This is a genomic window from Bifidobacterium tissieri, assembly GCF_002259645.1.
Lineage (GTDB): Bacteria > Actinomycetota > Actinomycetes > Actinomycetales > Bifidobacteriaceae > Galliscardovia > Galliscardovia tissieri.
Genome location: NZ_MWWV01000006.1, coordinates 36993 through 60915, shown reverse-complemented (window position 1 = coordinate 60915; position 23923 = coordinate 36993). Strand labels below are relative to the sequence as shown.

At 61.0% G+C, this 23923-nt stretch carries 19 protein-coding genes and 1 pseudogene; 4 read left to right on the top strand and 16 right to left on the bottom strand.

What is annotated here, in order from left to right; genetic code table 11:
- Nucleotides 1-9: 9 nt before the first annotated feature.
- On the bottom strand, nucleotides 10-972 hold the full coding sequence (locus BTIS_RS05300; protein ID WP_093960118.1) for an L-lactate dehydrogenase: 963 nt from the start codon (nucleotides 970-972) through the stop codon (nucleotides 10-12).
- Between the two features lie 220 nt (nucleotides 973-1192).
- Nucleotides 1193-2665 carry a GTPase HflX gene (gene hflX, locus BTIS_RS05295; protein WP_094663724.1) on the bottom strand — a complete coding sequence of 491 codons (1473 nt, stop codon included), beginning with the start codon at nucleotides 2663-2665 and terminating at the stop codon, nucleotides 1193-1195.
- A 276-nt stretch (nucleotides 2666-2941) separates the two neighbouring features.
- Here hflX and BTIS_RS05290 point away from each other — a divergent pair, with 276 nt between their 5' ends.
- Together BTIS_RS05290 and hrpA are read left to right on the top strand one after the other, a co-directional pair.
- A complete protein-coding gene (locus BTIS_RS05290; protein ID WP_094663371.1) occupies nucleotides 2942-3565 on the top strand; it encodes a class I SAM-dependent methyltransferase in 624 nt (207 codons plus the stop codon).
- A gap of 56 nt (nucleotides 3566-3621) precedes the next feature.
- The gene (gene hrpA / locus BTIS_RS05285) at nucleotides 3622-7683 is read left to right on the top strand and encodes an ATP-dependent RNA helicase HrpA (protein WP_094663369.1); all 4062 of its coding nucleotides are present in this window, start codon (nucleotides 3622-3624) and stop codon (nucleotides 7681-7683) included.
- A gap of 166 nt (nucleotides 7684-7849) precedes the next feature.
- On the opposite strand, the gene BTIS_RS05280 is transcribed toward hrpA, so the two are convergent.
- The 3 genes from BTIS_RS05280 to BTIS_RS05270 all read right to left on the bottom strand — a co-directional run bounded on the left by BTIS_RS05280 (nucleotide 7850) and on the right by BTIS_RS05270 (nucleotide 11452).
- A complete protein-coding gene (locus BTIS_RS05280) occupies nucleotides 7850-8950 on the bottom strand; it encodes a formate/nitrite transporter family protein (RefSeq protein ID WP_211279430.1) in 1101 nt (366 codons plus the stop codon).
- Between the two features lie 337 nt (nucleotides 8951-9287).
- Nucleotides 9288-10625 carry a type I glutamate--ammonia ligase gene (gene glnA / locus BTIS_RS05275; protein ID WP_094663367.1) on the bottom strand — a complete coding sequence of 446 codons (1338 nt, stop codon included), beginning with the start codon at nucleotides 10623-10625 and terminating at the stop codon, nucleotides 9288-9290.
- A 65-nt stretch (nucleotides 10626-10690) separates the two neighbouring features.
- Complete coding sequence (locus tag BTIS_RS05270) at nucleotides 10691-11452, bottom strand: alpha/beta hydrolase (protein WP_094663365.1); 762 nt, start codon at nucleotides 11450-11452, stop codon at nucleotides 10691-10693.
- 224 nt (nucleotides 11453-11676) lie between these two features.
- On the opposite strand from BTIS_RS05270, the gene BTIS_RS05265 reads away from it, so the two are divergent.
- Nucleotides 11677-13110 (top strand): DUF2252 domain-containing protein, encoded by a 1434-nt coding sequence (locus BTIS_RS05265; protein ID WP_094663363.1) that lies wholly within the window; start codon nucleotides 11677-11679, stop codon nucleotides 13108-13110.
- A 160-nt stretch (nucleotides 13111-13270) separates the two neighbouring features.
- On the opposite strand, the gene priA is transcribed toward BTIS_RS05265, so the two are convergent.
- The 6 genes from priA to hisD all read right to left on the bottom strand — a co-directional run bounded on the left by priA (nucleotide 13271) and on the right by hisD (nucleotide 18561).
- Complete coding sequence (priA, locus tag BTIS_RS05260; RefSeq protein WP_094663361.1) at nucleotides 13271-13996, bottom strand: bifunctional 1-(5-phosphoribosyl)-5-((5-phosphoribosylamino)methylideneamino)imidazole-4-carboxamide isomerase/phosphoribosylanthranilate isomerase PriA; 726 nt, start codon at nucleotides 13994-13996, stop codon at nucleotides 13271-13273.
- 40 nt (nucleotides 13997-14036) lie between these two features.
- Nucleotides 14037-14681 (bottom strand): imidazole glycerol phosphate synthase subunit HisH, encoded by a 645-nt coding sequence (hisH, locus tag BTIS_RS05255; RefSeq protein WP_094663359.1) that lies wholly within the window; start codon nucleotides 14679-14681, stop codon nucleotides 14037-14039.
- A 78-nt stretch (nucleotides 14682-14759) separates the two neighbouring features.
- Nucleotides 14760-15398 carry a hypothetical protein gene (locus BTIS_RS05250; protein WP_094663357.1) on the bottom strand — a complete coding sequence of 213 codons (639 nt, stop codon included), beginning with the start codon at nucleotides 15396-15398 and terminating at the stop codon, nucleotides 14760-14762.
- On the bottom strand, nucleotides 15395-15997 hold the full coding sequence (hisB, locus tag BTIS_RS05245) for an imidazoleglycerol-phosphate dehydratase HisB (RefSeq protein ID WP_094663355.1): 603 nt from the start codon (nucleotides 15995-15997) through the stop codon (nucleotides 15395-15397). The genes BTIS_RS05250 and hisB overlap by 4 nt, the downstream gene beginning before the upstream one ends.
- Before the next feature lie 15 nt (nucleotides 15998-16012).
- Nucleotides 16013-17167: a histidinol-phosphate transaminase gene (locus BTIS_RS05240; protein WP_094663353.1), complete on the bottom strand. Its 1155-nt coding sequence runs from the start codon at nucleotides 17165-17167 to the stop codon at nucleotides 16013-16015.
- Complete coding sequence (hisD, locus tag BTIS_RS05235) at nucleotides 17164-18561, bottom strand: histidinol dehydrogenase (RefSeq protein ID WP_169713062.1); 1398 nt, start codon at nucleotides 18559-18561, stop codon at nucleotides 17164-17166. The genes BTIS_RS05240 and hisD overlap by 4 nt, the downstream gene beginning before the upstream one ends.
- 192 nt (nucleotides 18562-18753) lie before the next feature.
- Here hisD and BTIS_RS05230 point away from each other — a divergent pair, with 192 nt between their 5' ends.
- Nucleotides 18754-19602: an aldo/keto reductase gene (locus tag BTIS_RS05230; protein WP_094663720.1), complete on the top strand. Its 849-nt coding sequence runs from the start codon at nucleotides 18754-18756 to the stop codon at nucleotides 19600-19602.
- Nucleotides 19603-19824: 222 nt separating this feature from the next.
- Here BTIS_RS05230 and BTIS_RS12305 read toward each other — a convergent pair.
- The 5 genes and pseudogenes from BTIS_RS12305 to BTIS_RS05205 form a co-directional block, all read right to left on the bottom strand.
- A pseudogene (locus BTIS_RS12305) lies at nucleotides 19825-19935 on the bottom strand (lasso peptide biosynthesis protein); the annotation flags it as partial.
- 320 nt (nucleotides 19936-20255) lie between these two features.
- Nucleotides 20256-20762 carry a hypothetical protein gene (locus tag BTIS_RS05220; protein ID WP_094663349.1) on the bottom strand — a complete coding sequence of 169 codons (507 nt, stop codon included), beginning with the start codon at nucleotides 20760-20762 and terminating at the stop codon, nucleotides 20256-20258.
- Nucleotides 20763-21333: 571 nt separating this feature from the next.
- Entirely contained in the window at nucleotides 21334-22638 is a 1305-nt protein-coding gene (locus tag BTIS_RS05215) for a class I SAM-dependent methyltransferase (RefSeq protein WP_094663347.1), read from the bottom strand.
- A 164-nt stretch (nucleotides 22639-22802) separates the two neighbouring features.
- On the bottom strand, nucleotides 22803-23138 hold the full coding sequence (locus BTIS_RS05210; protein ID WP_094663345.1) for a branched-chain amino acid transporter permease: 336 nt from the start codon (nucleotides 23136-23138) through the stop codon (nucleotides 22803-22805).
- The gene (locus BTIS_RS05205; RefSeq protein ID WP_094663343.1) at nucleotides 23135-23923 is read right to left on the bottom strand and encodes an AzlC family ABC transporter permease; all 789 of its coding nucleotides are present in this window, start codon (nucleotides 23921-23923) and stop codon (nucleotides 23135-23137) included. The genes BTIS_RS05210 and BTIS_RS05205 overlap by 4 nt, the downstream gene beginning before the upstream one ends.

The following is a 23923-nucleotide window of genomic DNA, read 5'->3' as shown; positions in this document are numbered from 1 at the left end:
GGTTTTTTATCAGAAGCCGAACTGGGCGGCGGTCTGCTTCAGCGTCTCGGCAGAGCGCTTGAGGGCCGCGAGCTCACGATCGGAGAGCGGGGTGTTGATGCGGGTGTTGACGCCCTGACGGTTGAGGACGGAGGGGACGGACATGCAGACATCGGAGATGCCGTGGAAGTCGTGGAGGAGGGAGGAGACGGGGAGGATGCGGTTGGAATCCTTGAGGATGGATTCGATGATGTCGACACCGGACATAGCGATGGCGTAGTTGGTGGCGCCCTTGCCTTCGATGATGCGGTAGGCGGCGTTCTTGACTTCCTGGTGGATCTCCTCACGCTTGGCGGCATCGAGGGGCTCGTGGCCGGGGAGCGGGGTCCAGTCGCACATGGGGACGCCACCGATGGTGGCAGAGGCCCAGAGCGGGACTTCGGAGTCACCGTGCTCGCCGGCGATGTAGGCGTGGACGTTCTTGACGTTGACGCCGGTCTGCTGGGCGATGAGGAAGCGAAGACGGGCGGAGTCCAGGTTGGTGCCGGAACCGAAGATCTGGTTGGCGGGGAGGCCGGAGAGCTTCATGGACACGTGGGTGACGATGTCAACGGGGTTGGTGACGAGCATGTAGATGGCGTTGGGGGCCACGTTGACGACACCGGGGATGATGGACTTCATGATGTTGATGGTGGCACCGGCGAGGTCAAGACGGGACTGACCGGGCTTCTGGCGGGCACCGGCGGTGATGACGACGACGTCTGCGTCACGGCAGATCTCGACATCGTCGGATCCGCTGATGGAGACGGTGGGATAGAAGCTCGAACCGTGCTGCATGTCCAGCACCTCAGCCTCGACACGCTTGGCGGCGATATCTTCCAGCACGATCTCACGGGCGATGCCGCGCTGAGCAGCGGCGAAGGCCATGGTGGAACCGACGGCACCGGCACCAATGATCGCAAGCTTTGTGGGACGAATCGTTGATTCTGCCATTAGAAGGCACCTCTCTTTGAATAACTCCAAACATCGGCAAATCAAGCCAACTTCGAGATTACTATAACGTCACCATCTGACTATTGTTGCCACGGTTATGCCCGCAAATCCCGAAGCCGCGACATCATGCCGTTAGCGCGAACATGCGCGGGATTGCAACATCGGGAGTCGGGGCGGGAATTGCTCGCGAACAGGACTGGGAACATCACTCGTCGTCACTTCACTCGTCGTCGATGGCACGATCCACGATGCGGGAGGCGAGCCGCCTGTCGACATCGGCCTCGACGTATACGCCGTCGGGCCGGTAGTCGATATGGTCGACCATACCGCGTTCGCGGACTTCGGAGACGAGCGAACCGGCATCGTAGGGAAGCAGTGCGCTGACGTGAACGTCGGGGACGGGGAGAAGCGCCTCGACGGCGTCGCGGAGGGCGTCGACTCCTTCTCCGGTGGCCGCTGAGACGAGATACGCGGTGGGCTCGAGCTGGCGCAGACGTTCGCGGGCCACATCGTCGATCATGTCGATCTTGTTGAACGCGAGAATACGGGGAATATCCTCGGCACCGGGAATGTCGGCGAGAACGTCGTTGACGGCGTCGATCTGGGAGAAGGGATCGGGATGGGATCCGTCGACGACGTGGAGGATGACGTCGGACTCCCCCACTTCTTCCAGCGTGGATTTGAACGCCTCGATAAGCTGCGTGGGCAGACGGCGGACGAATCCGACAGTGTCGACGAACGTATAGTGGCGGCCATTGACCGAGCGGGCACGACGGACCGCAGTGTCAAGGGTGGCGAACAGTGCGTTCTCGACCAGCTCGGCAGATCCGGTAAGACGGTTGGTCAGCGAGGATTTGCCGGCGTTGGTGTAGCCGACCACTGCCACGGACGGGAGTTCGTGACGACGCCGGGAGCCGCGCTTGACCTCACGGGCTGGTGCCATCTGGGCGATCTGCCGCCGAAGTCGGGCCATGCGCGTACGGATCACGCGACGGTCCATTTCGATCTGGGTTTCGCCGGGGCCTCGGGAGCCGATGCCGCCTGCCTGGCCGGCGGCCTGTCCACCGGCCTGTCGGGACAACGATCCACCCCAGCCGCGCAGTCGGGGCAGCATGTATTCAAGCTGGGCGAGCTCCACCTGCGCCTTGCCTTCACGGCTGGTAGCGTGCTGGGCGAAGATGTCGAGAATCACGGCGGTGCGATCGACCACTTTCACCTTGGCCACGTCCTCAAGGCCACGTCGCTGCGATGGCGGCAGATCGGCGTCGACAACGATGGTGTCGGCGTCGAGCTGGGCGACGATGCCGGCGATCTCCTTGGCCTTGCCGGAGCCCACATAGGTGGCGGAATCGGGACGCAATCTGTGCTGCAGCAGGCCATCCATCACCTGCGCGCCGGCGGTTTCGGCGAGCGCGGCAAGCTCTCGCAGGGATTCCTCGGCTTTGGCCTGCGTGGTTTCCAGACTGGACCATACGCCGACGAGTACGACGCGTTCAAGACGCACCTGTCGGTATTCGACTTCGGTAACGTCCTGCAGTTCGCCGAGTCCGACCACGTGTTTGAGCTGATTGCGGGATTCGCGTTCCGCCCATTCCTCACTGCCCGGCCCGAACGCGTCCCTAGTCGTGTCCTGCAGTACTTCGGAATGTTCGGCCAGCACATCCGGCGTGCCTGCCGTCGATCGATCCGCCATGGCCGTCCCGGCGAATCGTTCCGCGACCTCCCCCTGATCGTGGTATTCCGTTTGCTGTTCTCTGCCGTTTATTTCGCTGTTGGCCACTGGCACCTCTCGTTGTACGCTCTATTCCGGCTTCTTATTATCATCATGTGAGAAGACATGGGGCGTTGGTGCGACCGGACAGTCGCCGAACAGTCGCCGAACAGTCGATGCGGGCAATTGTCGGCGTGATCGATACGGATGGGTCCGCGGCCGTGGACGCAGGCAGGAAGCAATCAAGGAGTAAGTGGCATGGCAGATAATGAGCAGTATTTTTCCTCGACGCCGTCGTCGCAGGATGTTCGTCGTGAATTGCAGGTGACGCTTCGTGGACGCGAGGTCGTTGTGGAGACGAGTCATGGCGTGTTTTCCGGTTCCCGTTTGGATCTGGGCACGTCGGTGCTGCTCAGGCATGCACCGGAGCCGCCGGAGCATGGCGTGTTTCTGGATCTGGGTTGCGGCTGGGGTCCAATTACTTTGTCTCTGGCTTTGGAGTCGCCTGAATCCACGGTGTGGGCTGTCGATGTGAATGAGCGCGCGCTGGAGTTGACCGCGGGCAATGCGAAGCGCAATGGATGCGAGAACGTGCATGCGGTGACGCCGGATGCGTTTGCGGAGGAGTTTCCGTCCGATGCCGGTTTCGATGTGATCTGGTCGAATCCCCCGATCCGTATCGGCAAGGAGGCACTGCATGAGCTGCTGATGACGTATCTGCCTCGGCTGAATCATGGCGGCGAGGCGTATCTGGTGGTGCAGCGCAATCTGGGTTCGGATTCGTTGATCCCGTGGCTGGCCGATCAGTTGGGCGATGGGTTCACTGTGGGCAAATACGCATCCTCCAAGGGATATCGTGTCATCGAGGTGCTGCGCGCGTAGACGCTGCGGAATGTCGTGGTTACTTGAATAAGGGATTGATAAGGGAATAGGGTCAAGTGAAATTCGAATATCCAGCCGAACTGCCGGTCAGTGCCGCGAAGGACGAGATCGCCGAGGCGGTTCGTTGCCATCAGGTGGTTATCGTCTCCGGTCAGACGGGTTCGGGCAAGACCACGCAGTTGCCGAAGATACTGCTGGAAATGGGCCGGGGCAGTCATGGCCATCAGATCGTGCACACGCAGCCGAGGCGTATCGCCGCGCGTACCGTGGCCGAGCGCATCGCGTCGGAGATGCAGGTGCGTCTGGGCGACGAGGTCGGCTTTCAGGTGCGGTTCACGGATGAGTCCTCGCCGAAGACCCGGTTGCGCGTGGTGACCGATGGTATTCTGCTGGCGCAGATCCAGCGGGATCCGAAGCTGTCGGCCTACGATACGATCATCATCGATGAGGCGCATGAGCGCAGTCTGAACATCGACTTTCTCCTTGGCTATCTGACGGCGTTGTTGCCGAAACGTCGTGATCTGAAGCTGATCATCACGTCGGCGACCATCGACTCGGTGAAGTTCCAGGAGCATTTTGCGAAGGTGCTGCATACAGATGTGCCGGTGATCGAGGTGTCGGGCCGCACGTATCCGGTGCAGATCGTGTACGAGCCGCTGGGTTCGGCTCCCGCATTGATGCGTCATGTGCCTGGATTCGAGGATGTGCTGCCCGGCGAGGAGTCCGATGATGCGGATATGGATATGCCCACGGCGGTGGCCCGCGCCTGCGCCGAGCTGGTGATTCATTCCTCGCATGAGCGTGGCCCTCGTGACATTCTGGTGTTTGCCGCGGGCGAGCGCGACATCCATGAGTTCGAGACGGCGTTGCGTCGTCATTTCGGCCAGCGTGCGGTTGATATGCGCCGACCGGATGCGATCGAGATCCTGCCGTTGTTCGCCAGGCTGTCGTCGAAGGAGCAGCATCGCGTGTTCGAGGCCCATGCCCATCAGCGCATTGTGCTGGCGACGAACGTGGCTGAGACGTCGTTGACGGTGCCGGGTATCCGCTATGTGGTGGACCCGGGTATGGCGCGTATCTCCCGGTATTCGAAGGCTGCGAAGGTGCAGCGTCTGCCGATCGAGCCGATCAGCCAGGCGAGCGCGGACCAGCGTGCCGGTCGATGCGGTCGTATCGCGGATGGCATTGCCATTCGTCTGTATGAGCGAACGGATTATGAGACGCGTCCCCGGTTCACCGAGCCGGAGATCCTCCGTACGGCGTTGGCGTCAGTGGTGTTGCACATGCTGTCGGTGGGCGTGGCGCATACCGCATCGGATGTGACGAACTTCGGGTTCATCGATCCGCCGGATACCAAGTCGGTGGCCAATGGCTTCAATGATCTGGTGGAACTGCGGGCCATCTCCCGCAAGCAGGGCGATGCGCGTCTTACCCGCATCGGCCGTCAGCTGGCGCGGTTGCCGATCGATGTGCGTCTGGCGCGCATGGTGGTGCAGGCGTCGAATGATACGCCGAACACGCTGGCCGCGATTCTGGTGGTGGTGGCGTTCCTGAGCCTTCAGGACCCGCGTGAGCGCCCGGAGGACAAGCGGGAGGACGCGGACCGCGTTCATAACCGGTATGCGGATCCGTCGAGTGATTTTCTGACGGCGCTGAACATCTGGGATCGGTTCTTCCAGGCGGAGGGTGATCCGTCGAATTCGGCGTTGCGCCGACTGTGCAAGACCGAGTTCATGAGCTTCCCGCGTATGCGTCAGTGGAAGGATCTGTATCGTCAGCTTGAGCAGATGTGCCGCGAGTTCAAGTTTAATGTGGGTGAACCGCAGCCGTCGTCGCGTCCTCCGCTGGAGGTACGGCAGCTGCCGATCAACCAGCAGGCGGCGCATTCGCTGAATTGTTCGTGGGATGCGGATGGCATTCATAAGGCCATGCTGTCGGGCCTGTTGTCGAGTATCGGAATGCAGCAGATCCGTGAGCCGAAGGCGTCGGATTTCGCCGGCTTGCATGGTGCGGCTCGTGCGAAGGCCATGAAGCGTGCGCAGAAGCAGTCGCGGAACGAGTATCTCGGTTCGCGTGGCACCCGGTTCGCGCTGTTCCCCGCGTCCGCGGTGGCGAAGTCGACGCCCCAGTGGGTGATGGCGGCCGAATTGGTGGAGACGTCACGTCTGTGGGCGCGGTCGTCCGCAGCGATCGATCCGGCGTGGGCGGAGCCGCTGGCTGGCAATCTGACGCGTACCACGTATGCCGAACCGCACTGGTCGGCGTCGAAGGGCGCCGCGGTGGCGAGCGCGAAGGTGCTGCTGTATGGCCTGCCGATCGTGCAGGATCGTACGGTGCTGTGGGGGTCGATCAATCCGGTGGAGGCGCGTGGTTTCCTGATCCGTGAGGGTCTGGTGGGCGGTGACGTGCAGCAGCGCTTCCCGTATGACGATTTCATCGACAACAATCGTGATGTTCTGGAGGCCGCCGACGAGGAGTCGAGTCGTACCCGCCATATGGCGGATCGTGTGACGGATGAGGATCTGGTTGATTTCTATGATGCCCGTCTGCCTGCGGATATCACGTCGATGGCGAAGCTGGGGTCGTGGTGGCGTCATCATCATGATGAGGATCCGACGCTGCTGGATTTCGATCCGTCGAAGGTGGAGCGTCTGCAGACCGCCGAGGAGGTGAGTCTGGATGATTATCCGGATCGCTGGCATACGCTCGGCTCGGATGGCACGCCGATCGATCTGAAGCTCACGTATGTGTATGATCCGAACGCGGACAATGACGGCGTGACCGTGCATGTGCCGTTGAAGTTCCTGTCGCGCATCAGTCCGGAACAGTTCACGTGGACCGTGCCGGGTCTGTTGGATGAGCTGATCGTCACGACGATCAAGTCGCTGCCCAAGGCGTTGCGCGTGCAGTTCGTGCCGGCTCCGGATACGGCTCGTGCGATCCGCGCGTGGATCGACGATCGGTATGATGCGCTGCCGGGTTCCGGCGAACAGGGTCATCCCTCCCCCGCTCCGGTGGATGAGACGACCGGCGTGGCGGCATGGCCTGACTTCGCACACGTGTTCACGCAGGCGGCGATTCATGTGGTGGGCGCGCAGCTGCATCCCGAGGTGTTCGGTGACGAGCAGTGGGAGCGTCTGCCGAAGCATCTGAAGATGACGTTCGCCGTGGAGAAGCCGGTGCCGGATCGTCGTGGGCGTGGCGGCCATGGACGCCGCGGACGTTCGCAGCGCATGCAGGTGATCGCCACCGGCAAGTCGTTGCTGGAGCTGCAGCAGCGGTTCGCGGCCGAGGCCGCGGAGTCGGCGCGCGCCACGGTGAGAAAGCAGGCCACTGCCGCGGCCGATCAGGGCAAGGTGGTGCAGTCGGCGAATCTGCTGCACAAGGCGGGTGCGACCACGGTGTCACGGTCGTCGATGCTGTGGAGCGCGGCGCTGGATGCGTTGCGACTGCCGTCCGAGCGTGTGTCCTCGCGTTGGCTGGGCTCTGAGTCGTTGATGCTGGCGTCCGCCCCGTATTCGTCCACGGCTGATCTTGTGGAGGATCTGCAGTTGGCCGCCGTCAAACGGCTGCTGCCGAATGTGGGATCGGTCCGTGATGATGCGCAGCTGGCGGATGCGGTGAGCGATGTGATGCAGGTGTATGAGGATACGGTCTATCAGGTGGCCCGCGATGTGATCGCGATTCTGCGTCGGTACGCCGAAGTGGACAAGGCGGTGTCGGGCCCGGCGTCATTGCCGTTGCTGTCCGTGCTGCAGTCGATTCGCGAGCATATCGCCACGCTGGTGTGTCCGGGATTCATCGGCAGTGTGCCGCCGGACGCGTTGCGTTCCATGGAACGGTATCTGCATGCGGATCTGTTGCGTCTGGACAAGGCGAAGGTAGACAAGTCGCGTGATGTGAACTGGGCGTGGCAGGCCGACGAGGCGAAACAGCTGGTGGACAAGGCGCTGGACAAGGCGCGTAAGCAGCCGGCCGGCCCCCGTCATGACGAGATGATGGGCAAGGCCACCGATGCGCGCTGGATGCTTGAGGAGTTTTATGTGTCCCTGTGGGCGCAGGAGCTTGGCACGCCCAAACCGGTGAGTCTCAAGCGCATCACCAAGGTGCTGCAGTAGTGCGGTAACGGTTGGTCCGTCGGCGTCGGATGCTCGGCACGGGTATGAGAACGGCCCTTTTCCGTGATACGCGTAGGCGGTACGCGGTCTTGGAAAAGGGCCGTTCGTTATTCGATCGACGTGGAAAACAACGAACCGTGGTCTTCCACATGGGTGACGGTCTGGCTCAGCGGCGTCCGATGTTGTGCAGATCGTGACCATGACCGAAGCCATGACCATGACCGTGGTGGTGCTGGTCGTTCATCACGGCGAAGTTGATGCCGATGAGCAGACCGCCGCCCACGAAGTTGCCGAGTATCACAACGATGATTGTGGCGACCTCCATGAGTGGATCGCCCACGCCGAACAGTCCCATGATGAGGAACAGCACGGAGTCGGCCACGGAGTGTTCAAATCCGAGGTAGGCGAACACGAACACGGCGACCATCATGATGATGCACTTGGTGAAGTCGTTGACAAGCTTGCCGTTGTAGCACATGAGCATGGCGATGTTGATGCAGAAGTTGCAGAAGATGCCCCGGACGAACAGGTCGATGATGCCGGGCAATCCCTGCGTCAGATATCCGGTCTTGGTGGCGACGGCGGTGGACATGACCGTGAAGATGTCACCGCTGATGATGGTTGATCCGCGCATGAGGACCGCAACGATGAATCCGCCGATCAGGTTGCCGATCAGGCACAGACCGAGGATGTACAGGCTTCGCAGCGCGCCGATGCGATGATGGTAGACGCCGATCGACACGATCATCATGTTCGAGGTGAGCAGTTCCGAATTCGTGTAGTAGATGAGCACGAGCGCCCATCCGAACGTGCATGCGCCCAGCACCTTGCCGGCCAGAGCCATGCCGGGCCCGGCGGCGGCGAATGTGGCGGAGACCGTGAAGAACGCGGTGAAGAAGATCCCGACGAACAGGCCTGCCATGATGGCGCGCTGCATGTACTTGCTCACCAGATTACCGGTCATGGTCTTCTTGCTGTTGAGCGCGTCGAGTACGGTGCTGACGAAGATGTTACCGGGGAACAGCGGGTCGAGTTTTGGAGCTGCGGTCAGTGGCGATGAGGCGGGCTGGGGTGCGCTGCTTGCCGCGCTGGCGGTGGCCGCTGTGGTGGCGGCACTGTTCGCCGCGTCGGCTGCGGTGGCCGCCGCGGTGGCTGCAGCGGCAGCGGCGGTAGCGGCGGCAGCAGCCGCAGCGGTGGCCGCTTCCGGAGTGGTGGTCGGAGCCGGCTGTGCCGGTGCCTGGATTTCCGGTGTCTGATCAGAAGACATGGTGGGACTCTCTATCCTCATAGGTGAATGGTTTTTTCTTCCTTATGCAACATATCCACCCTAGGCCCGAACACCATCCCCGTGCCACTTCCGATGCCGTGATGTTCACCACAGTTACCGGTTATGCATATCGGCTACACACGGCCGATATATTCACGAAAGCCTTGATCCACCTATCGTCCACGCCCCATACAGAAACTGCCCAACGGAGCGTTATCGGCACTGTAGAAGAATCGACGTACCGGCGTACGCCTTCATCTTCTGCGACACCGATACCGCACACGTTGGGCAGTTTCTGCTCAGCTTCCGGACAGTTTTCGGCCGGTTGCTCTAGACGCTACAGACGAGGCAAATACCGCTTCAGCTCATAGGGCGTGACCTGCATACGGTAGTCGTCCCACTCCTTGCGCTTGTTGCGCAGGAAGTAGCGGAAGACGTGCTCGCCCAGTACGTCGGCGACGAAGTCGGACTTGGACATGATCTTGAGGGCGGTGTCCAGGGAGTCAGGGAGGGGCTGGATGCCCATGGCCTGACGTTCCTCGTCGGTGAGCTCCCAGACGTCGTCGCTCGTGGGCTCGCCGAGGGTCATCTGCTTTTCGATGCCGTCGAGGCCGGCGGCGAGGAGCAGCGAGTAGGCGAGGTACGGGTTGGTGACGGGGTCGAGGGCGCGGAACTCCATACGCGAGGAGTTGCCCTTGCCGGGCTTGTACTGCGGCACGCGGAGGAGGGCGGAGCGGTTGTTGTGGCCCCAGCAGATGTAGCTGGGGGCCTCGTTGCCTCCCCAAAGGCGCTTGTAGGAGTTGACGAACTGGTCGCACACGGCGGTGATTTCGGCCGCATGGTGGAGAATACCGGCGGCGAACTGACGGGCGGTGAGCGACATGTTGAACTCCTGGCCCGCCTCGTAGAAGGCGTTGGCGTCGCCTTCGAAGAGGCTGAGGTGCGTGTGCATGCCGGAACCGGGGTGGTCGGCGAGCGGCTTGGGCATGAAGCTCGCGTGGATGCCGCGTTCAAGGGAGATCTCCTTGACCACGGTGCGGAAGGTCATGATGTTGTCGGCCATGGTGAGCGCATCGGCATAGCGCAGATCGATCTCGTTCTGACCGGGGCCTGCCTCGTGATGCGAATACTCGACGGAGATGCCCATCTGTTCGAGCATGTTCACGGTGGCGCGGCGGAAGTCCATGCCGGGGCTGCGCGGCACGTGATCGAAATAGCCGCCTTCATCGACGGGCTTGGGAGCCTGCGACCAGTCGTCCTGCTGCTCGAACAGGTAGAACTCGATCTCGGGATGGATGTAGAAGGTAAAGCCTTTTTCCTTGGCCTTGGCGAGGGTACGCTTGAGCACGTAACGCGGATCGCCCATGCTGGGCTCGCCTTCGGGGGTGAGCACATCGCAGAACATGCGGGCGGTACCTTGCGGACCGCCACGCCAGGGCAGGATCTGGAATGTGGAGGGGTCGGGTTTGACGATCATGTCGTCTTCGGAGACACGGGTGAGACCCTCGATGGCCGATCCGTCGAAGCCAAGCCCTTCCTCGAACGCGGCCTCGAGTTCAGCGGGGGCGATGGCCACTGATTTGAGGGTACCGAGAACGTCGGTGAACCACAAACGAATAAAGCGCACGTCGCGTTCCTCGACCGTGCGCAAAGCAAACTCTTGCTGTCTGTCCATAACGGACATGGTTTCACGGGTTTGTTTCGCGACTCGTTAACAGAACGTCACGCGTGTCGCTTTCGTCACATGACACCGGAGGCGAGATCGTTGGTGATCAGCCATTCGCGGATGTCGTTGAACTCGTCGAGGTTCACCGCGTGATCGAGACCACGGTAGCTCTTGGTGTTGAGCCACGTATGTTCCTCAAGCCATGCGGCGCAGGCGTAGAGTTCGTATTTGGGGACGACGGACTCCTTCTTGCCGTAGCAGTAGTACACCGGACGGTCGAGTTCGATAAGGCGATCGTCGGCCGGAGCCGTGCCGGGCACGCGTCCGGGGGCGAGATAGCCGGAGAACGAGACCGCGGCCCGATAGCGTTCGGGGTGGAGACGCAGCAGGTGCACGGCAATCGTGCCGCCCTGCGAAAAGCCGAATGGCACGACGTCACGATCGGCGGGCACATGCGTGGTCACCCAGTCGTCGATGGCCTTGGCCGCGGCGTAGACGTCGTAGTCGAGATCGTCGCCGCTGAGAATGTTGTCGTGGAACCACGCGTAGGCGCCGGGAATGTATGTGCCCTTGGGCTCCTCAAGCGTGTACGGTCCGCGCAGCGATACGTAATCGCTGAGCGGCGTGACCATCTGGATCAGGTCCTCGGCGTCCTCCTCGTTGGCGCCCCAGCCGTGCAGGCAGAGAAACAGCGGACGGGACCGGACCGTTCTGCCGTCACCGCGTGATACCAGTACATGCTTGTCATCGATGACGAACGGATCGCCGAACCGTCCAGGGACCACCGTCGACTCCCGTCCGATCATACCGTTGACTTCATTGTGCTCTTCGCTCATACCAAATCACTATATCGAGCGTGAGATGCGGAAAACGGCCGTTGTTCATCAGAACAACTATGAGTTTCCTCACATCACAAGATGAATCAGTGGCAAATCCGAGGTAATCGGCGTGAAAAATCCGGGGTGATCGTCAAACCGTCATTCTCGTGCCGTTCAGACGCGTATTGTAGTGGGGGAATTGTTTCGCTGTTTCGATGTTGAAGATTGGGGATAGTACCGCAATGGCCGATTCGACAGGCACACAGACACGACCGCCGATAGTCCTGGACTGGCAACAGGCCGACAACCCTGAGGACCGGCGAGCCGCCGGTCTGACTGCCCGTAGCAACGCTCCGCGCTCATCGCATGCCGCATGGACGGTGGTTCCCGGTCGTGAGGAGAAGATCGCGCTGCTGGAGGAGCAGTCGGCGGCCCGTGTGCAGGAATTGATCCCATTGCGGTATGCGCGAATGAGCGTCTCGCCGTTCACGTTCTATCGCGGCACCGCGTTGATCATGGCCTCTGATCTGGTAAAGACGCCGATCAGCGGCATCCCCGTCCAGTGCGTGGGCGATGCGCATATCGCGAACTTCGGCATCTTCATGTCCCCCACGCAGCATCTGGTGTTCGACGTGAACGATTTCGACGAGACCCTGCCCGGCCCGTGGGAGTGGGATGTGAAGCGTCTGGTCACCAGCGTCGAGATCTGCGCGCGAGATCGAGGATTCGACACCGACACAAGGAAGCGTGCGGTGTCCGAATGCATTCGCGCCTATCATGAGGCGATTCACGAATTCTCACAGATGGACAATCTCGATATCTGGTACGCGCATCTGGACGTGGCCAGGACGATTCAGGACTTCGAACGCAACGGCATGCCCAGCAAGACGCTGCGCCGTACGGTGGTCAAGGCGGTGGCCAAGGATTCCAACCATGCCGCGCAGAAATTCGCCTATATGAGGAACGGCGAGCCGAAGTTCCGTTGGATGCCACCGGAACTCGTGCCGATCGACAAGCTCACGGGATATGATCACGAAGGTCCGCTCGACGAAACGATCAAGACGCTGTTCGAGGGATATCGCGAGAACCTGTATCATGACCGTCTGCGCGTGCTGGATTCCTACCATCGTTATCATGATGCGGCACGCAAGGTGGTCGGCGTGGGCAGTGTGGGCACACGCGTATGGGTGCTGCTGCTCAGCGGTCGCGATGTGGACGACGCCCTGGTGTTGCAGATCAAGGAGGCGGAGGCCTCGGTGCTGGAACGCTTCGTCGGTGTCAGTCGATATGCGACGCACGGCGAGCGCGTGGTGCAGGGGCAGAAGCTGATCCAGACCACGGCCGATGTGCTGCTCGGCTGGACGAGCATGACCACGCGTGATGGCCTTCGCAAGGACTATTACGTACGCCAGTTGTGGAATGGCAAGGGGTCGATCGATCTGGACAACGCCGGCAAGGAAGGCATCATCAACACCGCGCGCATGAGCGCCTGGGCGCTGGCGCACGCGCATGCCCGTACCGGCGACGCCATCGCCATCGATGGCTACATGGGCGAGGAGACGAACTTCGATGATGCGATCATCACGTTCGCCAAGCAGTACGCCGATCAGAACGAAGAGGACTACAAGGTGTTCATGGACCAGATCAGGTCCGGTCATCTGCCCTGTGCGAAGTAGCGTACAAGCCGCGGAATCAGTGCGATAACGGAGTCGTGGCGCACCGGTTTCCGAATCCGGTCTGATTCATCCGGAGAATGAGCCGGGGTGGATGCCTGCATGCAGCACGCATCCACCCCGGTTTCGTATATCCCGTTTTCTGGTTATGTACGGTTATGTACTAGGCGTTGGCGACCTCGAGGGCCTCCTCCAGCGTGAAGGCACGGGCGTAGAGGGACTTGCCGAGGATGGCCGAGTCCACGCCCAGTCCGTCAAGCGTCTTGATGGCGCGCAGATCGTCGAGGCTGGAGATGCCGCCGGATGCGGTCACCTTGGCGTCGGTGCGTTCGGCCACCTCGCGCAGCAGGTCGATGTTCGGGCCGCTCATCATGCCGTCGCGGGCCACGTCGGTGACCACATAGCGGGAGCATCCGACCGAGTCGAGGAACTTCATGGTCTCGAACAGGTCGCCGCCTTCCTTGACCCATCCGCGGGCGGCCAGCGTGTGGCCGCGCACGTCAAGTCCAACGGCCACACGGTCGCCGTACTTCTTAATGACTTCGGCGGTCCATTCGGGGTTTTCGAGTGCGGCGGTGCCGATGTTCACGCGGGCGGCACCCGCGTCGAGAGCGGCGTCGAGCGAGGCGTCGTCGCGTACGCCGCCGCTCATCTCGATGTTCACCTTGTCGCCGAGTTCGCCGACGATGCCGCGCAGCTGCGCGCGGTTGTCGCCGGTGCCGAACGCGGCGTCGAGATCCACCAGGTGAATCCATTTCGCACCGGATTCCACCCAGGTGCGAGCGGCCTCAAGCGGGCTGCCGTAATCGGTTTCCGAACCGGATTCGCCCTGACGCAGACGCACGGCCTTGCCGTCACGCACATCGACGGCGGGAAGAAGGGTAAGCATGGTTTTTCCTTTCAGATGATCAGACGATTACGATCGTCAATCAGAACGTGGCGATCCAATTGCGCAGCAGCTGCGCCCCGGCATCGGCCGACTTTTCGGGGTGGAACTGGGTGGCGCTGAGCGCCCCTTTCTCCACTGCCGCAACGAAACGGCTGCGACCGTATTCACACCATGTGAACTTGGTGTCGGGGTCGCCGGCGATCACGGACGCATTCTTCCCATCCGGTGTGGGGTGGGACACGGCGTAGGAATGCACGAAGTAGAAACGCTCATGCTCCAGACCGTGCAGCAGCGTCGATCCCTCGGCGGCGTCCACGGTGTTCCAACCCATGTGCGGCACCACGTCGGCGTCAAGCGGTTCCACCACTCCCCCGACGTAACCGAGGCCGTCGGCGGGCGTTCCTCCTTCGACTCCGCTTTCGAACATGACCTGCAGGCCCACGCACACGCCCAGCACAGGACGCCCGGCTTCGAGCCGTTCATGCACCACGCGATCGCCGCCCACGGTCTTCAGTCCCTCCACGCAAGCCGCAAACGCGCCCACGCCGGGCACCACGAGACCATCGGCCTCCATGGCCTGTCGATAATCGCTGGTCAGGGTCACATCGATGTCAAGATTCGCCAGGGCGCGCACCATGGAACGGACATTGCCGAATCCGTAGTCGAAGACAACTACCGATGTCATTTCAAGCCTTTCTGATTAGCCGGACCCGTCTCGCACGGTTCGTCATATCACGAGCTCGTACGAGACAGGCGCGGAACGTCACTTCACGCTGGAGTTCCGGGTGGAACCGCCGCGGCCGAACTTCGTATGCTTGGCGATCACCTGCAGAGCGGCCGCACGATCGTAGTCGCCGGAATCGGCGATCTGATACCCGGCGGCGCGAACGTCGTCGATATTGCTCGTGCCGATCAGCAGATCCTCCACGAACGACGGCGTGGACATGAACAGCACGGGAGGCGCGAACTTGTTGCCCGGTTTGCCGTTCACCCACAAGGTGGCTTCGAGTTTGTCGGCACGGTTGACCGCCAGCACCACCGACAGTCCGGAGACCACGGTGGTCAGGTCACGTGCCGCCGACTCGGGACCGTCACCGTCCACGTTGCGCAGCACGGCGACGGCTCCCTGATCCGATCCCACGCAGTGCGCGGAGATGTCGGAAAGCTGGCAGAACGCGGCGAGCAGGTCGGGAGCGCTCAGCTGGGTGATGAGCACCGCGGCCTTGGCCTTGTTGCCCAGCAACCCCTGAAGCTCGTCGTCGAAGTTGCCAAGGCCGCTGTCCAGATCGTTGAGTTCGTCTTCGAATCCGGCCAACGCGGCGTTGATCTCTTCCTCGCTGAGCGAATCGGGATCGCGGTCATTGTTCTTGTCGGCGTTGTTGTCGGCGTTGTTGTCGGTCATAGCGACCCCTTGGTGCTGGGGATCAGACCCTGGATGCGCGGATCGGGTTCGATGGCGAAGCGCAGCGCGCGGGCCACGGCCTTGAATTCGGCTTCGGCGATGTGGTGCGGATCACGTCCGGCGATCAGCTGCAGGTGCAGGCACAGTCCGGCGTGAAATGCGATGGATTCCATGACGTGACGGACCATGGATCCGGTGAAGTGACCGCCGATCATCGCGTATTCAAAGCCTTCCGGTTCGCCGGTGCATACGGCGTACGGACGGCCGGAGATGTCGATCACGGCCTTGGCCAGGGCCTCGTCGAGCGGCACGGTGGCGTCGGCGAAACGACGGATGCCACGCTTGTCGCCGAGGGCCTGCTTCAGGGCCTCGCCGAAGACGATGGCCGTGTCCTCGACGGTGTGGTGCACATCGATATCGGTGTCGCCATGCGCCTTGATGTCGAGGTCGATGAGCGAGTGCTTGCCGAGCGCGGTCATCATGTGATTGTAGAAGGGCACGGAGGTGTCGATGTTCGTCTTTCCCGTGCCGTCGAGATTCAGCGACAGTTCAATGCAGGATTCGCTGGTCTCACGCTTGATCGTAGCGGTTCTTGCCATGATTGGTGACTCCTTTCAGGCCTTCTGGGCCAATTCGAGCACTTCCAGGAACGCACTGCGGAACGTGGCCATCTCCTCGTCGGTGCCCATGCACACGCGCAGCCAGCCTTCGGGGCCGACGTCGCGGATGAGGACGCCGCGCTTGAGCAGCTCGTTGAAGATGAAATCACGGTCGTCGAACGTGCCGAAGTACACGAAGTTCGATTCCGAGTGTGCCACGGTGATGTTGCGTCCCTTGTAGGTGAGCGACGAGAGCCATTCGGCGGTGGCCTCGCGGGTCTCGCGCAGATGCGCGACCGTGCTGAGCTGTTCGTCGGTGTGTTCAAGGGCGGCGAGGGCGGCTGTCTGGGTGACGGCGCTCAGGTGGTACGGCATGCGCACGATGCGCATGGAGTCGATGATGCCCTGATCCGCGGCGATGTATCCGACGCGTGCGCCGGCGTAGGCGAACGCCTTGCTCATGGTGCGGCTGACGGCCAGATTCGGGTGCTCGTTGACCAGGCTGACGGCGGAGGGCACGCCGGGCGTGCGGAATTCCACGTAGGCCTCGTCCACCACGAGGATCGGATGCACGCCTTCGTCCGCGCCGTCGACGTCGGCCTGCTCGCATGCGGCGAGCAGGGCCTTGGTCTGGTCCATCGGCAGCGGCGTGCCGGTGGGGTTGTTGGGGCTGGTGACGAGCACCATGGCAGGCTTGACGGTCTTAATCGCCTCGATGGCGGCGTCCATGTTGATGGTGAAGTCGTCGTTGCGCGGCACGGTGACCCATTCGGTGAAGGTGTCGCGCGCGTACTCCGGGTACATGGAGTAGGTGGGCGTGAAGCTCAGCGCCTTGCGGCCGGGACCGCCGAACGCCTGGAAGAGCTGCAGCATGATCTCGTTGGAACCGTTGGCGGCCCACAGCTGTTCGACGGCGAGTCGGGTGCCGGATTCCTTGGCGAGATAGTCGCTGAAGGCCTTGCGCAGGGCGATGTGCTCACGATCCGGGTAGCGGTTGAGCGTGGGAGCGATCTCACGGACGCGTTCGGCGATGGTGTCGGCCACGTCCGGTGCCGGCGGATACGGGTTCTCGTTTACATTGAGGCAGACGGGAACGTCGAGCTGGGGAGCGCCGTATGGCTCCTCCCCTTTGAGATCGTTGCGCAGCGGCAGGTTTGCCGGAATGCTCATTTGAGGCCGGCCTCCTTTTCCTGAGCGTCCAGGGTCGCCTTGTCGTACGGGTCCTTGACGAAGCGACTGAGCACGCATTCGCCGTGGGCGGGCAGATCCTCGGAGACGGCGAAGGCGTTGATGCGCGCGGCGAGCTCCTTGAGGCCCTCCTCGTCGTATTCGATGACCTCGACCGGCTTCATGAACGTGTGCACGCCGAGGCCGGCGGCGAAGCGGGCGGTGCCGCCGGTCGGCAGCACGTGGTTGGAGCCGGACATGTAGTCACCCAGCGGGACCGGCGAGTACGGTCCGCGGAAGATGGCACCGGCGTTCTTGATGCGCTTGACGACCTCGTCCGCGTTGGCGGTCTGGATCTCGAGGTGTTCGGCGGCGTACGCGTTGGCGGCGTCGATGGACTGGTCGAGTCCGTCGGTGAGCACGATGGCGGACTGGGTGCCGGACAGGGACGTGTGCACGCGTTCGGCGTGTTCGGTGCGAGGCACGCGGTAGTTGAGGCTCTCCTGCACCTTGGCGGCAAGCTCCTCGGAGTCGGTGAACAGCACGGAACCGGCGAGCTCGTCGTGCTCGGCCTGACCGATGAGATCGGCGGCCAGCAGGCTCGGGTTGGCGTCCTTGTCGGCGATGATGCCGATCTCGGTGGGGCCTGCGACCGCGTCGATGCCCACGAACGCGGAGACGAGGGACTTGGCGGTGGCCACGAAGATGTTGCCCGGACCGGTGATCTTATCGACCGGATCGCACAGCACGTCGCCGTCCTGCGGCTCGGAGCCCTTGGCACCGTAGGCGAACATGGCGATGGCCTGGGCGCCGCCGACGGCGTACACCTCATCCACGCCGAGGATGGCGCAGGTGGCGAGGATGGTCTTGTTCGGCAGACCCTCGTTGTTGTCGCGTGCCGGCGGGGTGGCGATGGCGAGCGATTCGACGCCAGCGGCCTGTGCCGGCACGGCGTTCATGATCACCGAGCTCGGATAAACGGCCTTGCCGCCGGGCACGTACAGGCCCACACGCTGGATCGGGATCCAGCGTTCGGCCACGCGGGCACCGGGGGCGAGATCGGTGTGGAAGTCCTTCGGGACCTGATTGGCAGCCACGGCGCGGGCGCGGCGCACGGATTCCTCGATGGCGGCACGTACTTCGGGATCAAGCGTCTTGACGGCCTCCTGCATGGCCCCCTTGGGCACACGCAGATTGGCGGGACGCACGTGATCGAACTTCTCCTCGAAGTCACGCAGGGCGGCCGCGCCGCGCTCCTTGACGTCCTCGAGGATGGGGCGCACCAGATCGGTGGCCTCGGATGTGCCCATGGCGGCACGCGGCATCGCGGCCAGCAGTTCGGCACGGGACAGGTTCTGACCACGAAGGTCGATGATTCGCATAATATTCTCTGCCATGTTCCTGATGGTAGAAACCGGCTGTGACGAAACCCGCCACTTTTCGCCGTCTGTCTCACAGTTCGGAGAGGCATCGCTGTTCGCCGTTCGTGGAATACACCCGCGGCAGGCGTACAGTGGAGAGCGGAGGTGTACCGATACACAAATCGGCACGCCGCAGGTCACCGCTAGTGATAAGGAGCGATCATGGCATTGATGGAACCACCGGCCATTCCCGTACGTAAGGCGCATGACGGACTGGAACTGCCCGTCATCGGATTCGGTACGTACAAGGTCAACGGCTTCGCGGGCGTTGACGCGATCAAGTCGGCGCTCGAAGTGGGCTATCGTCTGGTCGACTCGGCGTTCAACTATGAGAACGAGGGTGTGGTCGGCAAGGCGATCCGCGAATCCGACGTGCCGCGCGAGGACATCATCGTCACGTCGAAGCTACCGGGACGTCATCATCAGTACGATCAGGCCCGTGCCACGATCGAGGAGTCGGTGGCACGCATGGGTCTCGACTACATCGATCTGTATCTCATCCACTGGCCGAACCCGTCACAGGGCCAGTTCGTGGAGGCATGGCAGGCGCTGGTCGACGCGCAGCGGCAGGGCATCGTAAAGCATATCGGCGTCAGCAACTTCCTGCCTGGCCACATCGATCTGCTGATCCGCGCCACGGGCGTCACACCTGCCGTCAACCAGGTGGAACTGCATCCGTTCTTCCAGCAGAACGAGCAGCGCGCCTACGACGACGCACATGGCATCATCACCGAGGCGTGGAGTCCGCTGGGCCGCGCCAACCAGATGCTGCGCGACCCGGACATCGTCCGCATCGCCGAGAAGCACGGCGTCTCCCCCGTGGCCGTGATCCTGCGCTGGCACGTGCAGCTGGGCGATGTGGCGATCCCGAAGTCGATGAACCGCGAACGCCAGCGCGCCAATCTCGATCTGACCGGATTCGAACTCGACGATCAGGACATGCGCGACATCGCCGCGATGGATAATCCGGAAGGCTACACCTTCGGCCAGAACCCGCACTGGCACGAGGAGGACTAGTTCCGCAAACAACTCCGAATCGGGGGATAAGCGTAACTCAAGGGGAACACGACCTATCCCCCTCCCCTAATTTAATAGAAATCTTCATTGAAGCATATTCTGCTTCACTACGGAAAGCTCTTTCATAAGAGTTTTATATTTTTCAATGTTAGCAAGCTGAAACTACAATCTAATTGGGAAACAATAAATCAAATTACCAATATAATGTCAATAAGAAAAGTATTAGATTTTCTTAACAAGGGTATATTTCCCAATATCCTCATCTTCGTCAACAGGTTGTCCGCTCACTTCGACCCAAGCATGAGCCTGGAAAGGATCAACTACAAATCCGGTACACCAAGTGACGGATTAAAAAAAATGACACAGTTTCACACAAGATTGACATCTACAGATGTCAATTATGGTTTTAGACATTGCATTAAGATAAAAGTTGACTTATTAACATAAAAACGCCTGCTGTGAGGTAACACATAAAAGTGGCAATTCGAAAAATCTGCGTGCGGTCACTTTCTTTTGAGACCAACGTAATAACCGTTAAAATCAGACCGATTGCTAATGCTACCTCACCGACACGGAACAATACCCACATTTGTTTTCTCCTTAATAGATGAAACTATGTGGCTCTGAGAATAATCCCAGAACCACATCAAGCATCAGCAAACAAATTCTGCGATTATCGCTTCTACTGCAGAATAGCTTCCCATCGCTCCTGCGAGAAGTCCTAACACCTGAGGCGATAGGAAAACACCGGCCACCCACAAGCCGCCTGCTGTAGCAGCAAGGCCGATCACGGCAGCTCCTAGCCCAAACACGGCGGCAGTGACCGCGACGGTACAAGCACCATATGCTTGAGGCTCATCACCATTATCAGGAGTCCATCCTTCAGGCAACGCCCGGAGAGATGACTCGCCTTGAGGATCCTTCTGAGCGTAGATATCGAATCCATCAATTGATCCGATATACTCGTATCCGCCATTAGGCAGTGCGGCCTGAATCTTCTGAACCTCTGCGGCAGACGGCAAATTGCCGGAATCCTGCACATGAACAGTTGCTGCGGTCGCCCCTGTCATATCCTTCGCATTTGCGATGCCAGCAAATCCGAAGAACAGGAATACAACCGACACCACACTGGCTACGGCCTTCCTGAGATACCCACACATAATATTCTCCTTTGAATATCATCGGCATTGTTGCCGATACTTCAAGTATCGAGACCAACAAATCCCTGGTCAAGCATCTCGCGGAATATTGCCATCTTCAGAGGACAGCTTCCGGCAAGAACACACGATTCCGACGATATATCGCAACTGTTTGCGATACGTTTCGGACTCGGATCAATCAGACCGTTTTGTCGTCGCGGCACCCCGCACGGTCGAATTTGGCGGGGCTCTCCATCGAAGCCTATGGTGGCACGGTGGCACCATCATGGTTCATACTATTGCGTTCAAGGACGATGGACATCATTAGCGGAATCGTCGACTGGTTCCGCGCGCACACCAACGCAGATGACGTCGATCAACCGACACTGTCATAGCAAACAGCAGCCCAATTCTTCCGCAATTCATCCGGAATGTGACCACCATCCCGCATTTCGATCACCGCCTCTCCTTAGTGTGATCACACTAAAAAATGAGGGTGTTGAAATTGCAACGTTTTGGGGCAATTACCTTCGGTAGTGTGATCACACTAAGGACGGTGGGACGGGGACGGGGGCAGGGGCAGTGGGCAGGCTCAGGCCTTCCACCAGGGACGCAGCGGGTACCACTTGCCGTCGGGGTGGCCTACGCGATCGGGCTTGATGGCGAGGAACTGGTGGATCTGGATGCCGTCGATCTCGAAGTTGAGCGCGCAGGCAGCCATGTACAGACCCCACACCTTGGCGCGTTCGAACCCGACCTGCTTCGCGGCGTCGTCCCAATGCTCGGACAGATTATGGTTCCAGTGGTGCAGGGTCAGTGCGTAATGCTGACGCAGGTTCTCCTGATGCACCACGTTGAAACCGGCGTCGTGGATGCACGATTCGATGAATCCCGGAGCGCCCAGATCGCCGTCGGGGAAGATGTACCGGTCGAGGAACTCGTCGGTGCCGGGCTTGCCGTCCGGCTTGTCGTGGCTGATGGTGATCTGATGGTTGAGCAGGCGTCCCATGGGCTTGAGCAGATGGAACATCTCCTCGAAGTAGCTCTGGTAGTTCTTCACGCCCACGTGCTCCATCATGCCGATCGAGCAGATGCCGTCGAAGTCGTGCTCGGGCACGTCGCGGTAGTCCTGCACGCGCACCTCGGCCAGGTCCTCGAGTCCTTCACGACGAATCCACTCCTGCGCGTAGGCGGCCTGTTCTTTGGACAGGGTGACGCCCAGCGCCTTGATGCCGCGGCGGGCGGCGGTGATGACCATGGATCCCCAGCCGCAGCCGATGTCGAGCAGCCGTTCGCCGGGCTTGAGTCCAAGCTTGTCGAGAATGAGACGCAGTTTGTTGGCCTGCGCGTCCTCAAGGCTCATCTTCTCATTGTCGAACACTGCGCAGGTGTAGGTCATGGACGGCCCGAGGAAGTCGGCGTAGAACTCGTTGGACTGGTCGTAGTGGTAGCTCACGGTTTCGGAGTCGGCCTTCTCGGTGTGCGGCAGCAGACCGGCCTTGATACGGGCGAACTTGGAAGGGCCTTCGGTCTCGGGCACCGGCGGACGGCGCAGTCCGTGGGACAGTACCGCGGCGGCGACCTTGGCGACGGCGGCCGGCGAGGGCTTCTTCACGTAAGGGGCCAGCGACAGCAGCTTGCGCAGTTCCGGATACGGATCGGCGTAGTCGATGCCCTCAATGTCGAAATCGCCCAGCACGTAGGCGCGTACGGCACCGATCTCATTGGGGTGGGCGAGCAACTGATAGACCGCGGCCGGCGACGTGACCTTCACCACCAGATCCGCATCGTCGGGGCCGAAGGAGGATCCATCGAACGCATCAACCCTCAGGTGCGGATTCGACTCGATGAACTCCCCCACCATCTCACTCACCAACATCGACTTGCCACTGCTCATACTTCGCCTCTTTTTCGAGCGCTCGTTGACAATTACGTCTTTTGGCAGTTTAGGTCCGTCGTTTTTCCCGTATTCCCGATGTTTGCCCATGGGCGAAAAACAAATCAAAATGTTCGACAGTTCATCGCAAGTTGATGATTTCAGCGATCCGATTGATCATTCGATCAGACGAATACCAGCTGCACCAGCACCATGTACAGAATCGTTCCGCCGGCGATCGATAGCAGCATGTTGCGCTTCCATGCGTGCAACGCCACGATCACCGCCATGGCGATGAGTTCGGGAATACCGTGATTCCCCGTCATGGGCGACACGTCCTTCAGCGAATACACGACCAGCAGTCCGGTCATGGCGAACGGCAGCACGCGCCCCAGATAGTCAATGAACCGCGGCGGCTGTTTGGACTCCGGGAACACGATGAACGGCAGGAACCGGGTGATCATGGTGCCCAATGCCACCACGGCGATGGTGATCACGCTCTGCCATACGGTCATGGTCATGCCGTCACCTCCATATCATCACGCTTATCATGGTCCCCGCCCGTCTTCAGCTCATCCAGCCATGGACGCAACGCCACGAACAGCACAAGCATGGCGATCATCGACGGAATCATGAATCCATCCGAGCCGAACACCATCAGGCATCCGGCCGAAGCGAGCACGCCGATCATGGCCGGCAGATGCGCGCGCAACCCGCCGTCGGTTCCCATCCACTGATCGAGAAAGATCACCAGAAACAGCGCGGTAAGCACGAATTCGATGCCACGCGTGCTCACCGGCAGCAGTCCGCCGACCAACCAGCCGAGCGCCGTGCCGAAGATCCAATACCACCGATTGAGCAGATTCACGAACAGCATGAACCATCCACGGTCCACGTCCTCGGGAATCCTCGCACTGGAGTTGATGGCGAAGCTCTCGTCGCACATCGCGAAGATCAGGTATGGCTTCTTCCATCCCATGTTCTTGTATTTGCCGAGCATCGACAGTCCGTAGAACAGGTGACGGGCGTTCACCATCAGCGCCAGCATGAATGCGGCGACCGGATTGAACGCGCTGAGCAGCAGGTTCACCGTCACGAACTCCATCGAGCCGGCGAAGATGAAAAACGCCATGCACACCGGGTACAGGAACGCGAACCCCTTGGCATGCATGAGCAGACCGTACGAGCAGCCAAGAAACAGGAAGCCGGCAGCGATCGGCACAGTGAGCGGGAACGCCGCCTGAAACGCCCGGCCAACGGTTCCGCCGCGTCCCCGTCCGGTTGCTCCGCCACTGCCTGCCCGCAT